This window comes from Paenibacillus oenotherae (genome assembly GCF_019443105.1).
Classification (GTDB): domain Bacteria; phylum Bacillota; class Bacilli; order Paenibacillales; family Paenibacillaceae; genus Paenibacillus_Z; species Paenibacillus_Z oenotherae.
On the sequence record NZ_JAHZIJ010000022.1, the window covers coordinates 54752 to 69823 of the forward strand.

10 protein-coding genes are annotated in these 15072 nt (G+C 53.2%); 6 read left to right on the forward strand and 4 right to left on the reverse strand.

Annotated features, from left to right (window positions below; translation table 11 throughout):
• Positions 1-16 precede the first annotated feature (16 nt).
• From K0T92_RS21460 to K0T92_RS25705, 5 genes are all read left to right on the forward strand, one after another.
• Positions 17-784, forward strand: coding sequence for an energy-coupling factor ABC transporter permease (locus K0T92_RS21460; RefSeq protein ID WP_219874541.1), 768 nt, complete (start codon positions 17-19; stop codon positions 782-784).
• The gene (locus tag K0T92_RS21465) at positions 781-1068 is read left to right on the forward strand and encodes an energy-coupling factor ABC transporter substrate-binding protein (protein ID WP_219874542.1); all 288 of its coding nucleotides are present in this window, start codon (positions 781-783) and stop codon (positions 1066-1068) included. Before K0T92_RS21460 ends, K0T92_RS21465 begins: the two co-directional genes overlap by 4 nt.
• Complete coding sequence (gene cbiQ, locus K0T92_RS21470; RefSeq protein WP_219874543.1) at positions 1065-1808, forward strand: cobalt ECF transporter T component CbiQ; 744 nt, start codon at positions 1065-1067, stop codon at positions 1806-1808. Before K0T92_RS21465 ends, cbiQ begins: the two co-directional genes overlap by 4 nt.
• Before the next feature lie 4 nt (positions 1809-1812).
• On the forward strand, positions 1813-2649 hold the full coding sequence (locus K0T92_RS21475) for an energy-coupling factor ABC transporter ATP-binding protein (protein WP_219874544.1): 837 nt from the start codon (positions 1813-1815) through the stop codon (positions 2647-2649).
• A gap of 340 nt (positions 2650-2989) precedes the next feature.
• Complete coding sequence (locus K0T92_RS25705) at positions 2990-3196, forward strand: S-layer homology domain-containing protein (RefSeq protein ID WP_219874545.1); 207 nt, start codon at positions 2990-2992, stop codon at positions 3194-3196.
• 85 nt (positions 3197-3281) lie between these two features.
• Here the strand turns inward: K0T92_RS25705 and K0T92_RS21485 are convergent, their stop codons facing one another.
• The gene (locus K0T92_RS21485; RefSeq protein WP_219874546.1) at positions 3282-4775 is read right to left on the reverse strand and encodes a DUF4153 domain-containing protein; all 1494 of its coding nucleotides are present in this window, start codon (positions 4773-4775) and stop codon (positions 3282-3284) included.
• A gap of 903 nt (positions 4776-5678) precedes the next feature.
• Between K0T92_RS21485 and K0T92_RS21490 the strand changes: the two genes are divergently transcribed.
• Complete coding sequence (locus K0T92_RS21490; RefSeq protein WP_219874547.1) at positions 5679-7364, forward strand: ABC transporter substrate-binding protein; 1686 nt, start codon at positions 5679-5681, stop codon at positions 7362-7364.
• A 91-nt stretch (positions 7365-7455) separates the two neighbouring features.
• Here the strand turns inward: K0T92_RS21490 and K0T92_RS21495 are convergent, their stop codons facing one another.
• The 3 genes from K0T92_RS21495 to pabB form a co-directional block, all read right to left on the reverse strand.
• A complete protein-coding gene (locus K0T92_RS21495) occupies positions 7456-10530 on the reverse strand; it encodes a restriction endonuclease (RefSeq protein WP_219874548.1) in 3075 nt (1024 codons plus the stop codon).
• Between the two features lie 16 nt (positions 10531-10546).
• Positions 10547-12484 carry a site-specific DNA-methyltransferase gene (locus K0T92_RS21500; protein ID WP_219874549.1) on the reverse strand — a complete coding sequence of 646 codons (1938 nt, stop codon included), beginning with the start codon at positions 12482-12484 and terminating at the stop codon, positions 10547-10549.
• Between the two features lie 205 nt (positions 12485-12689).
• Positions 12690-14960: an aminodeoxychorismate synthase component I gene (gene pabB / locus K0T92_RS21505; RefSeq protein WP_219874550.1), complete on the reverse strand. Its 2271-nt coding sequence runs from the start codon at positions 14958-14960 to the stop codon at positions 12690-12692.
• Positions 14961-15072 lie beyond the last annotated feature (112 nt).

Sequence of the window (15072 nt, forward strand, 5' to 3'; positions counted from 1 at the left end):
GAGGAGGAATTAACGTATGAAAGCAAGAAAGTCTGTCAGCCTGCTGCTTCTGGTTATGGGATTCACCGCATTTCTGCTTGTGAATGAGCCCCAGTCAGCGTATGCCATGCACATTATGGAAGGGTTCCTTCCCGTTGGCTGGGCCCTGTTCTGGTGGGCTCTGTTCATTCCATTCTTCGTCCTGGGGCTGCGGGCCATCGCCCGTATTACACGAGAGACCCCTGAGCTCAAGCTTATGCTTGGTTTAGCCGGAGCATTCACCTTTGTGCTGTCCGCGCTCAAAATTCCATCCGTCACAGGGAGCAGCTCCCATCCTACCGGAACCGGACTCGGCACGGTTATGTTCGGCCCCCTTCCCATGAGCGTGCTTGGCTCTATCGTCCTGTTATTCCAGGCCGTGCTGCTTGCACATGGCGGCATTACGACACTGGGCGCCAATGCGTTCTCCATGGCGGTCTGCGGCCCGATCGTCGGCTATGCGGTATACAAATGGCTGATGAAATCGACCGGCAAGCAACTGATGGCGATCTTCTTCGCAGCAGCGCTCGCCGACCTGACGACTTATGTTGTTACATCGCTGCAGCTTTCCCTTGCTTTTCCCGCAGAGAGCGGCGGCATTCTGGCTTCCTTCGTGAAGTTCGGCGGCATCTTCGCCACAACGCAAATTCCGCTAGCCGTCAGCGAGGGCCTGCTGACCGTCCTGATCTGGAATTGGCTGAAATCCAACAGCTCTGAAGAATTATCGATTCTTGAACGCAGAATGAAAGGAGCCCACCAAGCATGAGATTAGCAACCCGGAACATTCTGCTTCTAACCGCTGTCATTCTGCTCGCAGTTCTCCCTCTGCTGCTGGTTAATGGCGAGTTCGGCGGCGCGGACGATGCAGCCGAAGCATTGATTCAAGAGATCCATCCCTCCTATGAGCCATGGTTCTCTTCCTTCTTCGAGCTGCCGTCGGAGACAGAGAGCATGCTGTTCGCCCTTCAGGCCGCTATCGGAGCAGGTATAATCTGTTACGCTATCGGTTACTTCAAAGGCAAATCCGTTACCAAAACAAAAGCAAAATGATCAAGCTGATCGATACGCTTTCTTACAGCAATGCGCTGCGACCTGTATCTCCTCTATGGAAATGCGGATTCGCAGCGGCACTGCTTCTATTATCCTATGTGACCCATCCACAGATTCAGCTGTGCATTCTGCTGTGGATGCTAATATGGATAATCGGTTATGCGGGAATTCCCGCCAAGTACTGCTTGCTGCTGCTGGGGAGCTCCTGCTTGTTCTACCTCGCCAGCTTGCCTGCACTAATCGTAGAATTCAAGGCATGGACTATTTACATCTCCGATAATGGCGTTCAGACGGTGGCGGTCTTATTCTGCCGCATGATCGCATGCCTGTCCGCGATGCTCTTCATCATTCTGACCACGCCGATCTCGCAGCTGCTTCAAGTCATGCGCAAGCTGAGAGTGCCCGCGCTTGTTCTGGAGCTGATGCTGATCACTTACCGCTTTCTGTTCTTGTTTCTGGATACCGCGCAGGATATGTACGTTGCCCAGCGGGCACGCGGGGGCCAATACGGATTTAAGAGCAAGCTCCGGGACACCGCCGTTATCGTGGTGCGGCTGTTCGCCAAGACGATGCAACGCTACAGAGGCTTGTCCCATGGCTTGATCTCGCGCGGGTTCACCGACGAGATCAAGCCGGCCCCCTATGAGGCCGGGGCTCTGCCGCTGCGGTTCCGTCTGGAGATGGGTATTGGCATTGTTATTTTACTGCTGGGAGAGAGCTGGCTTCGATGGGGGATGTAGCGAGATGAAATCGATAATGGAAGTGGATGAGGTTCGTTACCGATATGCCGGAACGGATAAGGAGGCCTTGAAGGGACTGAGCCTGCGAATACCCGAGGGCAAAAGAACGGCGATATGCGGCCACAATGGCTCGGGCAAATCGACTTTATTCCTGCATGCCATAGGCATCTATCGGCCGCAATCGGGCCAAGTGAGATGGAAGGGCCAGCCCGTCAGCTATCGGCCAGGCGATCTCCGCGAGCTGCGGCGCAAGGTCGGGCTTGTCTTTCAGGATCCTGAGCAGCAGCTCATCCTGAATACGCCCTATGAGGACATCGCTTACGGCATGCGCAATGCTGGCCTGCCGGAACCCGACATTCGGGCCCGTACGGAACGAATGATCTCCTCCATGGGGCTGCAGCCTTGGGCGGATACACCGCTGCATCACCTCAGCCTCGGCATGAAGAAAAGAACCGCTCTTGCAGGCGTTCTGGCTCTGGAGCCGGAGCTGCTGCTGCTGGATGAGCCCACCGCTTACCTGGACCGCAAGTCCGAGGGGCAGCTCATCGAGGAGCTGAACCGGATTCATGCAGAGGGCATAACGATCGCTATGGCTACCCATGACATGAATCTGGCCTATTGCTGGGCCGACTGGATTCTCGTGATGGATCGGGGACAATGCGTCATGGCAGGTACCCCGCACGAAGTGTTCGGGCAGGAGCAGCACATCCAGTCGCTGGGCCTGGAGCTGCCCCTGCTCTACGAGGTCTGGCAGGCGCTGCCCTCGGCAATAAGAAGAGAGGCGGCCCCGCCCAGAAGCATCGACTCGCTCAAACGCTATTTGTCCGGCAATTTCGGCTAACAGAGGGCGCGTTATTGAATTTATAAAAGAAGCCCTCCTTTTAAATGGCTGCTCGACACTTCCATTTTACCAAGGCGGGGCTTCTATTTGTTTGTGTTCAGTGCATTATGAGAACCCCCTTTTTCAAAAAACGCTTTGAACAAGGATGTCGATGGACTACCCTACTCGGGAAGCGGGGAATGGCAGGTGTAAAGAGCGCAGAAGGCAGAGCGACGACCAGCGGAGTAAAAAGCCTGCGAATGTGCATGCATTTCGGTTAGAAGACGCTGGAATGGTAAAATTACTGCGATCATGCAGGAATTTATAGAGAAAGTCGCTGATTGAGGGAAACTAAAGTGAAATGCATGCACGCTGGCAGGCATTTCACCTTCATCAAGTCAAAAGTGAGCAAAAACCTGCGGTTTCGCATGTTTCCTCTAGCTCGCTTCTCGCTATTCGTCATGTCTCGGCGGCGTTAGGTCTTGTAAAAGGCATTTCCGGGGGACAGTTTGTCCCTCATGCTCCGGCGACAAGAGCCGAGACTGCTCCATTCATACTGAACTATTAGCGTTCTAATTAATCCTTCCGTAGATATATAGGATAGAACGCTCTTTTGCGTGTGCTGTAGAGAAGCGAATAACCCACCCCTTCATTCACTTCGAATAATATGCCTCAAGTGCTTGTTCCGCCCGGTAGCGGGCCCGATTAAATGAAGGCCAATCATGATCTGTCCGGGATAAACGTCCCCAGTTTCTTTTTAGATAATACTTCATGTCCGGGTATTCCTCCTGTCCGAAGGAAGCGAGCAGCGGGATCGCATCTGATGACAAGCGGCTTAAATACGAAGCGTCGATTTGTCCGGTTGTCCGGAACCGGTCGATATTATTCTGCGCAATAATGACATCCATCCCGATATAATTCACGGCCAAGTACGCAAGCAGGCTGATAACGATGTAACATTTCGCCAGAGAGATGCGCTTGATCGCAATGCATAGACAGGCTGTAATCAGCAGCAGACCCAGGTAGATCATAAAGGCATGAACGAGAAATCGAATATAGGTGTAGCCATACTTCGCCTCGTAGAGATCCAGCCGCATGTAAGCTGAGTAGAGCATGACAGCCGAGCAGGCAATCAGCAAATAAAGCATGTAACGGTTCATTGTAATGAGCGTCCCGCCCCCTCGTCCGCCGAAGGCCATTGTGCAGAGGATAATAGAAAAGTTGATGACCGATACCGCAACCAGCTCGATAAAACCGCTCCTCGCATACTCGGCGTAGGACTTGTCAGCCGGCAGCCCCCCATCCCAAGCGCCAAACAGATAAGAGAACTGAATGATCACGAACATCACATATACGATATTGATCGCAATTAATACGGTAGCGATAATAATAGGATCAAGCTGGCGTCTGTCTGGGCTTTCCTCCGCTTCTCCGTTCTCCTCCCACTCGTATTTCTTTGGATGAAGGAACCCTCTTAAATAAGCGAACATGACATTACCTGCAATGATGACCCATGCGAGCCGTACCAACCCCTCACCTAGTGACAGCCCTCCCACCCAATAGGGAAATCGGGTAAGGGCAAGATGGAACATCCCGTCTGCAGAAGATAACAACAGGAGGATGACGAATAGCAATGGCACCGCAATCGACAAGCCAATCAGCACCTTGCTCATCACTTCCTTCTGGCGGCTGCCCAGCTTGCGGCTGACAGAATGCCTGGCAACCTTCGTTGCAGCAGGCCAGTGGCGGAATAACTGTGGAATAGCATAATCCATCACATCGGTGAAGAGGCGGATATGATCCCAGGACAGTTTGCGGAAGCTCAGCATCAGCGTCAAATGCAGACAAATGAGCGCGGGGATGACCACTAGATTCAGTCCGTAGAAGACAGGATTGTCAAACCACACATACGTCATCGAGAGCATCATAATGCTGCCGAACAACATCCAGCCGTACCCCGGAGGATGCTGCTGAATCCGGTCCTTGGCGAACAGAAGCATATACAGATAGAAGCAGATAACGAAGATCGGGTAGGATACACCGAGCAGATTGCCATAAAATAAATATTGATGAAGCACAGCCAGAGCAAACGCGGCAATCAGTGCCGCAAGAGGCCGTTTTGAAGCATGCTGAAGCGTCGGACCCATTGGTATATACCCCCAGAATTGGACTATCTAATCTTCATTCTAGCTACTAAAATAAGAATATAAATAGAAATTATTCATGCATTAATTTCGTATTTTAGAGCCGTTTATTTTCCGAATGCGAAGGAACCGGAACGCTCTGTGAACCCGTGATTCGGCGACCGGGTGACCGGGTGACCCCGCCAGCGGCGAGGGGATCTGGAGGTCTGGGGACCTCGTGATCCAGAGGGCTCACGACTCAGAGATCCGGCCGGGCTGCCGAAGTAAGTCCAGTGGATCTGCTGACGAGGTTAGTGGCAGAAAAGTGGTATTCCTGCGTAAATGCAGGAATTTCGGTTAAAATAGGCGATATATAGTAAAATTCCTGCGAATATGCAGGAATATGGAGAAAAATGATCCCGTTTCAGGAAATAAGGCAAAAATCCCTGCACTTTGGCAGGCATTTTCGCTCTAGCAAGCCGAAACGAGAACAAGCCTGCTCTTATGCATGCATTTACACACGCACGTACTCATACACTTTCGCACACACTTACGTCACGCACGTACTCACACACTTTCGCACACACTTACGTCACGCACGTACTCATACACTTTCGCGCACATTTACTCTCACGCACGTACTCATACACTTTCGCACACACTTTCGTCACACACGTACTCATACACTTTCGCATGCTCTTACTCACGCTCTTACACCACTCACTTACGTCACTCACTTACGCTGGAATCATCGCAACCTGTTCGCAACCTGTTCGCGGCCGTTTATGGAATTGATCCCATAATAGGCAACCGCAGCTCATTCATTGCCAATACCTTCACATACTGACTATCTACTCTCTATTCAAGCTGGTAAAATAAGAAAAATAATAGCGGAATGTGCTGCATATTTTGAAAGGCGATGATTCCATGAAACTCCATAACCAGTTCCTGCGGCTGCACTCCCGTTGCAACGACAATAATGTCATCTCCATTACACTCGGTGACATAGCGAAGATATTGGATTGCACGCACCGCAATGCGATGATGATTATCAACCATATGGCGGAGCTCGGATGGATCACCTGGACCTCCCAGCGCGGAAGAGGACGCCGCTCTACACTGCACTTTCTCGTTCAGCCGCAGGAGATTGCGGTGCAATCCATGATGGAGGCCATCAATCGCAAAGACATCAAGCGCGCGCTTGACGGCATCAGCTACCATACGCAATCATCAGTGCTTCAGGAGCATCTGCAGGGATGGCTGCTGACTTACTTCGGGCAGCATTCCGAGATCAGGAGAGACCGGCAGATCGACACGCTGAGACTGCCCATTCGGGAGCAGATTGGAACCGTTGATCCGCTCTATATGAATCTGTTGGCCGAATCCTTCATCTCCAGCCATGTGTTCGACGGACTCCTCCGCAGAAGCAACGGCTCCGATGAGGAGATATTGCCGAATATTGCGCACGCTTGGGATGTAGATCAGAGCCGCACCGTCTGGACCTTCTTCCTGCGCAAGGAGGTGCTGTTCCATAACGGCAGAATTATGACGGCCGAGGATGTTGTCTATACCTTCGAGCGTTTAATCCATACCTCGCGCAGAACGTTGTACAGCTCTATTTTCAGACTGATCCGCTCTATTCGGGCTCTCACGCCAACTACGGTCAGAATCGAGCTCAAGGAGCCCAACGAGCTGTTCCTGCCGTTCCTGTGCACCAGCCGTGCGGCAATCGTTCCACGAGACTTGGAGCAGTTGGGAGAAGCGGGATTCGGCATTAAACCGGTAGGTACTGGGCCATTCAAGGTGACGGAGATGAATGAGAGCCTTTGCTCGCTGGAGGTGTTCGCGCATTATTTTCGGGGAAGGGCCCATCTTGATCGTGTGGAGATCGTTCATGTGCCGTGGGATATGATGCCGGGCAGCAGCCAGGCTGCCGACAGCCTGTCGCCCTTTCATCTGATTCATAACTCTGCTTCTGCCGGGGACGAATGGAGCCATCTCCATTCCGACGTCTCGGTGCGCAAATTCATTACATGCAATACCAAAAAAACCGGACCGCTAAGCGATCCGGCTATTCGAGCCCATGTGCTGTCCTGCTTGAGGGGAGAAGCGGCTGAGCAACGGCAATCGCTGCAGGGCTGCGCACTGCAAATTGCTACGATTCCGCAATACAGACAGGATGCGGAATTCGCTGCCGAGATCTTGATGAAGCAAGGCTGCGACTGTTCCGTCCTTGCCGCTTCACCGGAGGAGTTCAAAGGCGCCGTCCGCCTGGAATCCGACCTTATTCTCTTCGCATTTGTCCGCGATCGCGATGAACAGCTTCGCCTGTTCGATCTCTACCTGACGATAGCCGAGCATGTGGAGGCGCATACCCGAATCGATATCGAGACCTCGCTGCGCAGCATAGCGCGCGCACGCGATCCGCAAGCCAGAGCGTACGGGTTCAAGGAGATCGAGACCCGTCTGCTGCAAGAGCAGCAGCTGTTTATTATGTCGGAGAGACCGGTTCAGACCGCTTATCTGCCCTCTGTTCGAGGTGTAACATTCAATTCGCAGGGCTGGGTGGATCTAAGGAATGTCTGGTTTCCTCCGGTCTCAACCCTTACATAACGGGCGATATGTGCTGGCTGTCAACCACACGCGCATGGCTCATGGCAGGTTCCGCCTACGCATACGCATACGCCTACGCCTACGCCTACACCTAGCAGCGAATTTTGCTCTTGAAGTCGTTATAGCTGTCCGCCCAGTGGAAATCCACATCATGGGACACTGCTTTGAAATGCAGCTCGCCGCACCTGATCTTCAGTCTTTCGACGCCCGACAAATCCGCATAATCCTTATCCGTCTTCGTCTCGACGATGAAATACAGCTTGGCGGTGCGGCCTTCTCCTCTATAAATAACCGCCCAGTCGGGGGAATATTCCCCATATGGCGTATCGATTACAAAGCCGCCGCGCTTGATCTTCGTGTAGAGAAGCACCCGTTCATCGGAATCCAGCCGCTCGGCGAACTCCCGCTCTCCCTTGCTGTCAAGCTTGTAGTACTTGTGCATCGCCCTTCGGTTGCCGGATGCCGTTGCATAGATGCTGCCTGATGCTTCATCCAGCATAGCCCGGTCAATGGCGTCCGCCTCGAAGATCGTGCGGTCATCGAACTTGTAGCCCTCGATGAGCCCATACTCCGTAATCCCGGCGGCCTTGAATTCCTTCAGCTTCCCCTTGATCCGCTGCGTTGCGGCATCCAGAATATCCTGATTGCCCAGCAGCCGCCTTCCCTCCAAACCAGAGATGATCCTGTAGATCGCGAGCCGTGGAAGCAGCGTATGGTACATGATATAGTTGATGATCTCAAAATCGCTTTTCTGCCGCACCCCGGTCTGCTCTCCGGCATCCTCGTATTCGAAATGAAGGAACGACTCCCCCAGCACGAACTTTTGCCCCTCGTTAAAGGCCGCTTTGCCTGTTTCAATGCCGTACTCGCTGCGCAGCCGCTTGTGCCGCAGCAGGCCGTCCAATTCAACGATGCAAGCGGCAACAAATGCCTCATGATCGATTTGCACCCGGTACATCGTACGCTTGGCCATCCGGACGCTAAGCTCTCCAAGCAGCATGGCGAAGTATTCCTCCGACATGTAGCTGTGCGGGCCGTTCTCGACCGGGACATCATCCCCGTTCTTGATGGGAATCCGCTTCGTCCCTTTCGCGAGCATAAGCTGGATGAGCTTCTCCTTAATCATTGTGCCATGCTCCTGCAGGACCGTATCCTTGAAGTCCAGCGTGCGAATCTCCCCGGCATCCTTGGTCAAACGGTTCTTCCCATCGATCAGCCCCTGCGCAAGCAGCTCATTCCTGAGCGTATCCACCAGCTCAGCGGTCAGCTTACGGGCCGGGAGGCCCCCTTGCCCAAGCGCTTGATGAATAATCTCTGCTGTCACTTCATCCTTGTCAAAGCCCGTCTGCTCATTGAAATCCTGCTGAAGCGCAGCCGCGAAATGGTCATAATAATCATTGGCAATGATCGTCAATTCATTGAGATCGGCATCCGTACAGCGGTTCCCATTGGTATCCACCGGCAATCGAAGTCCCCGGCCGATCTCCTGCTTCTTAGCGATCTCCGAGCCTCCGCGCTTCAATGTGCATAGGGTGAAGACGTTGGGATTATCCCAGCCCTCCCGCAGCGCCGAGTGGGAGAAAATAAAAGCGAGCGGCTCCTCGAAGGAGATCAGCTCATCCTTCTTCTCCAGAATAAGCTCAATTCCCCGATCCACATCCTCCTGCGACTTCTGCTTGAGCTTCTGCTCATCGAGCACGCTCTCCCAATTCTCCACCTCTACAGCATTCCGGTTCTTGTCCACGGCAAAATAACCCTCGCGAACCCTTCCGATGTCCTTGTAATGCTTGAACAGGGCCGGATATTCGGCGAACAGCCCTCTCCAGCCGTCATCCGCCGTCACCTTCGCATATTCTTCATCGAAGATGCGGAGGTATTCGCCCCGTCCATCCGGAGCCGTGTGATCTCTGAACTTATGCACGGCATCAATAAAGAACAGCGTAAGCACCTTCATGGTATAGCCCTGCCGGAGGATCTTCAGCTGCTTGTCCAGATGCGTCCGTATGGCAAGGCGGATCTGAATGCGGATCATGTCGCCCTCATTCAACTCCGCGTTATTCTCTCCTATCGCAAGCTCCAATAGCTGATCCCCTGTGCCAATCCGCAGCTTCCGCAGTCCATGGGGGTCCTCCTGGACCACCATATTCCGGTACTGTTCCAGATTGCCTGACAGCTCGTACAGATCCGCACCGCCGCGCACATTGAATGACTTGTTGCGAATGATGCCGCCCTGCTCCATATGGAAGATCTCCACCCGTGCATACAGATCCTTGGTGAACGCTGCGTAGCGGATGTACGGATAATCCTTGGGAATCGTGCCATGCACGGTTCTCACTTCGATCCGCTTGACCAGATTCTGTCCATAGGCATCGAAGGAATCCAGCTTGTACACCTGATTGTACAGCTTCTTATGCGTAGCGGAGTACCGCAGGATGAAGAGCGGATTGATCATCTCAATCGCCTCCAGCGAGGCGCTCTTCTTCTTGCCTGCCCCCTCCAGCTTCTGCGGCTCATCGATAATGACAACAGGCGCCACATAGCGGATATCATCCCACAGCACTTGTCCGTATTCATCCTGCTGCCTGAGCTTGTTGGTCTCTTTGTTGAAGGCTTGAATGTTCATGACCGCGATGCTCAGATCTCTTGCCTCCACGAATTTGGAGCTGATCTCCCTAGGCGTTGCAGAGCTGTACACAAAGGCATGATTCTTCATATCCAGACCGTCATACAGCGCCATAAAATGCTCCCGCAGCATAGCGATACTTTTCTCGACACCTTTGCGGATCGCAATCGTAGGCACGACAATCATAAATTTGGTGAAGCCATACGTGCGGTACAGCTCAAGAATAGTGCGCAGATAGACATAGGTCTTGCCTGTTCCCGTCTCCATCTCTATCGTGAAATTGCGTCCCTCCAGCTGCCCGTCAAGGAACAGCATATTGCTCAGCTGAACGTCTCTAAGATTCCTTAGCAGCCGTTCCTCGCCAATAAGCGAAGGATTGCGGACAGGGTCTCCTTCCGATATCAGCTGCGTCCGATTCACATTGCGATAGATGCTGCTATCCGCCTGCTGCACCGTTCCCTTGAAGAGATTGACGACCGACCTGATCGCATCCTTCTGGTAGCCCAGACTGTCCTGGAACTGAAAAGCTATCCGACTCGCCACTGCCGCCTCACCCCGTTCAAATAAACTCGACACGATACGCCCGCTTCGCGGCACCGCCCTGTCTGCGAATCTGCACCTCCAGCCTAAGCATCGTATTCTCCTTCAACGAAATATCCTCCCCGAACGCGCTATCCCTCAAAATGATCTTCGTCGGCATCGGTTCAGCAGCAGCAATGCCGTCAATAACCGCATCTGTCATGGATTCCTCCAGGCAGACTACAACCGTCTCCGCGAATCTGTAGGTGCGCGGGCCAATTCCCTGGAGCTGCTCCACTGCGGTCGTGAGCGGGATGCCTCGATGGCGGAGCATAATTTCGTACACCACATCGGGATCGGTAAAACCGGGGTTGAAATCCAGCATATCCTTGTCGCTCATCGTCATATCGATATCAAAAATATCGTTGCGCATCGCCTCGCTGAACCAGCGGATATTCGTATCCGCCGCCCGAAATACTTTGAAGCCAGTATCCAGCTCCCCGATATGCTCCTTATCCCCATTAGCTTCCGCAATTCTTGATCCCGCTCTGCGAATCCGTTCCTGACCGATATCACAAATCGTGCGAAACCCTTCCTTGAAGCTGTCGGATTCCTCCGCGATCGGCTCAGGGAGCTGCACCATAATAAACTTGCGCCGTCCCCCGTCTTCAGCATTCAGGTTCATAACCGCATGAGCCGTCGTGCCTGATCCTGAGAAGAAATCCAGCACGATGTCGTCCGGAGATGTGCAGCCGATGCGTATGAGATGCTCCAGCAGAGACAGCGGCTTGGGAAAATCGAACGGGCTGGTCTGAAAAATCGACTTGAGCGCTTCTGTCCCCTCCGCATTCGTCCCTACCTCAGAGAGCCAGGTCCGGTAGGGCTTCAGTCTGGCATCCGTCGTTCTGATTTTCTCATAAACGATGAATGTCCCGTCCTCCCGCTTCTCGAACAGCGCGTCGCCTTGCGCCACAAGCTCCAGCAGCTTCGCCTTGCCCCAGCGCCAGCAGCCCTCGGAACCGTCATTGCGGATCGGGTACACCTCTTCGCCGCTTGGCCCCGGGATGGGATAATACATCGTCGGCCGATCCTGTCTGCTGGAATTGGAGCCCCATTTGTTAAGCTCGCGCCCTTTGCGGTAGGGGCCCTTCTCGTCCGTCAGATTGAGAGGCTCGGCATCCATCGGAATTTTGGATACGGGCTCGCTATCGATGTTTTTGGCATAGCAAATGACATACTGGTGGTCGATGACAACGTTGGAGACGTCGCCGCCGCCGCCTTTCTTGGACTGCCATACGAATTGGCCTACGAAATGATAGCCATCATAAATCTCATCAAGGATCAATCTCAGGTTGCTGACCTCGTTCTCGTCAATGCTGATAAAGATCACGCCGTCCTCTGACAGCAAATCCCGGGCCGTCCTTAGACGGGCATACATCATCGTAAGCCAGTTGGAGTGAAATCTGCCGCTGCTGCGCTGATTGACCACGAGCCGCCTGCCCTCTTCACCAATATCCCCTTCCGCAATTGCCGTGGCCTGTTCGCTCTGGGCGAAGTTGTCCTTGTATATGAAATCATTCCCCGTATTATACGGCGGGTCGATATAGATCATCTTGATTCGGTTATAATAGCTGCTTCTGAGGAGCTTCAGCACCTCCAGATTGTCGCCTTCTATGTATAGATTCTCTGTCGTTTCCGCATGTTTGCTGCGCTCAGGAACAAGCTTCAGCGTCCTGCCGGCAATATCCGTATTGGCTGAACGCTTGGCCTCTCTCTTGCCGGCCCAATTCAGCTCGAAGCGCTCCTCCGTGTCCGCATATTGTCCTAGTTCAGCAAGCAGCGCACTGTAATCAATTACGCCATCCTTCACTACAGCCGGGAACAGCTCGTTAAGCCCATCGCCGAATGCTGCTGCGAACTTTGCTTTATTGACCGCTATGGGATCGAAGATCTCTCTGGATACTTTGTTGTCAATCACCTATTGTTCCTCCTCATGTCCGGATGCCAGCTGCACGCCCAACGAGTCCACTACTAATTCTATAGTTCCTGCGGCTTCAAGTCTATGTGAATACTAAGGGAATGGCACGAGCAGTCCGGGCTGACCCTTCTGTGCCAAGCAAAAAAAGCCGTCAGTACCACTTTGATGTGGCCATGACAGCTTGTGTCGGTTTGTTGTAACGTTGTTAGCCCGCTCCCCCGACCTCTACCTTATCTTCTGAACGGTCTCCTAGCAGCCTGTACATGGAGCGGTCATATTCGCGGCCGGGGTATTTCGTCTGGACAATGGATTTTATAAGCACATCAGCCTTGAGCAGAATTTCATCATACTCCGCCTCCGCCTCCGACAGCATCACAACCGCACCGCCCACACCAATCGTCAGCCCGCCTTGATGACTGACAATCGTTCGGATGACGATATTCATATCCGCCGATCCATTCACGGCCAGAAACCCGATTGAACCGGAATAAATGCCGCGGGGACGGGCTTCCAGCTGGTCGATAATTTGCATGCTGCGGATTTTGGGAGCACCCGTCATCGAGCCGCCAGGGAAGGCCGCCCGAATGCAGGATACCGCCGTAAGACCGCTGCGCAGCTGGCCGCATACAGTGGATACCATTTGATGGACCGTCTCATACGATTCAATATCCATCAGCTTGGGGACCCGCACACTTCCCACCTCGCATACAATACCCAGATCATTACGCAGCAAATCGACGATCATTAGATTCTCCGAGCGATCCTTCTCACTGCTTTGCAGGCTTGTCCGCAGCCACTCATCCTCTTGCGCAGTCGCGCCTCTTCGGATGGTGCCTTTAATCGGCTTCGCCTCGACGCCGCCATGCCTGTCAATTTTGACGAACCGCTCGGGTGAGGAGCATAGGATTTGATAATCGCCAAACTGCATGTAAGCCGAATACGGGGCAGGATTATTTTTGCGTATGTTCAAGTAGAGCAGGAAGGGGTCGCCCTCGTACTGGCAGCTAATCTCATTCGTCAGATTGATCTCATACGTCTCGCCTTCCCGCAGCAAGCCCTTCGTTTGCGCAATCGATTGCATATATTCATCATAGGAACGGTGAAGCTTGAAGGCGAGCAGTGCTCCAGCCCTTTCCGCTTCTACCGGAGCTGCCAGCGGTGCTTCCACCGGAACTTCCACCCGAGCTGCCCCTTGTGCGGCACCGATACCGGATAGCACGGTACCGATGCCGGATACAGTCGCCAACCGCTGTTCCATCTCGGCAAACCAATCCATTGACAGGCTTGTCTCCATATGAGGTGTCAAGCCGAGCAAATACATCTGCCTCTCCAAATGGTCGAACACCACTATTCTGTCCGCCAGAATAAACGCCGCATCCGGCAGAACAGCGCTATGAGGATGATCACCGCCGCTCTCCGCCTTCATCTCGTAGCCGAAGTAGCCGACAAAGCCGGTATTATAATCGAACGGCACATCCGTATCGCAGCAGTTGACCTGCTGTATTATACGTTCTATATAATCATAGACACTTTCGTTTCGTACCGTTGTAATCCCCTGAGCGGCAGTAGTAATTTCCAGTCTCCCCGTCTCTGCACAGTACGACAGACGCTGGCTGTATGGTCCCCCATAAGCGCCCATGAAGGAGAATCGCGCCATTCCAGGCTGGGCCCTGCTGCTATCGAGCCAGAACGAATAAGGCTGTCCCGCATACAGTTCGGAATACACTTGCTCCGGCAAAGCGAAGCCGTCTATTCGCCTCACCGTTACCGTATACGCCTCATCTGCCGTTGCGCTGTGATTATTGGCCGTCTGACTGGCAGCAGGCACGATATTTTTGTGCACAAGGCTTTCCAGGGACAGCCGTCCCGCTTTGTCTATTCTGGACTGGCTCCAATACGCTTGCGTCAATGCTTTGAAGTTGACCAGGAGCTGGCGTCCGCACGTTGTTGCGATAGATTCCGGGTGAAACTGCACGCCCCAGATGGGTCTATTCTTATGCTGCAGCCCCATTATAATACCATCCTGCTGCGTCCAGGCGGTGGCTTCGAGATCATCAGATAGCGGGTGCTCTACCATCAGCGAGTGGTATCTGACAACAGGGCTGCCTTGAGGAATGCCTGCAAACAATGCGGATTCATTGTGATGGATCTCGCTTAACCTGCCATGCATGGCTTCAGGGGCGTGCACGACCTTGGAGCCAAACAGATGACCGATGCCTTGATGGCCCAGACAGACACCGAGAACCGGCACTTCCGCATGTGCAATCGCTTGGGCGCTAATGCCGAAATCCTCCGCTTTGCCGGGGCTGCCGGGGCCGGGAGAGATGACGATATTATCGAAGCGGTATGCCTCGATATCCTGCCATTGCAAGGCGTCATTGCGTATGACGAAAGGCTCCTCGCCATTAATATCCGCCAGTAGTTGATATAAATTGAACGTGTAGGAGTCATAGTTATCAATCAACAGCGTCTTCACGAGCACACCTCACTCACAACAAAAATAATCGATACCTCAGGCTGTTGAATGCCCTGCCCAGAGAGCAATGAGGCGAATTTATCAACAGCGAATTTGACGCTGGAATATATGA

Bases quoted from the DNA above. Each gene is read 5' to 3' on its own strand.
- K0T92_RS21460 (WP_219874541.1), top strand. From the start codon at position 17: ATGAAAGCAAGAAAGTCTGTCAGCCTGCTGCTTCTGGTTATGGGATTC.
- K0T92_RS21465 (WP_219874542.1), top strand. From the start codon at position 781: ATGAGATTAGCAACCCGGAACATTCTGCTTCTAACCGCTGTCATTCTG.
- cbiQ (WP_219874543.1), top strand. From the start codon at position 1,065: ATGATCAAGCTGATCGATACGCTTTCTTACAGCAATGCGCTGCGACCT.
- K0T92_RS21475 (WP_219874544.1), top strand. From the start codon at position 1,813: ATGAAATCGATAATGGAAGTGGATGAGGTTCGTTACCGATATGCCGGA.
- K0T92_RS25705 (WP_219874545.1), top strand. From the start codon at position 2,990: ATGCATGCACGCTGGCAGGCATTTCACCTTCATCAAGTCAAAAGTGAG.
- K0T92_RS21485 (WP_219874546.1), bottom strand. From the start codon at position 4,775: ATGGGTCCGACGCTTCAGCATGCTTCAAAACGGCCTCTTGCGGCACTG.
- K0T92_RS21490 (WP_219874547.1), top strand. From the start codon at position 5,679: ATGAAACTCCATAACCAGTTCCTGCGGCTGCACTCCCGTTGCAACGAC.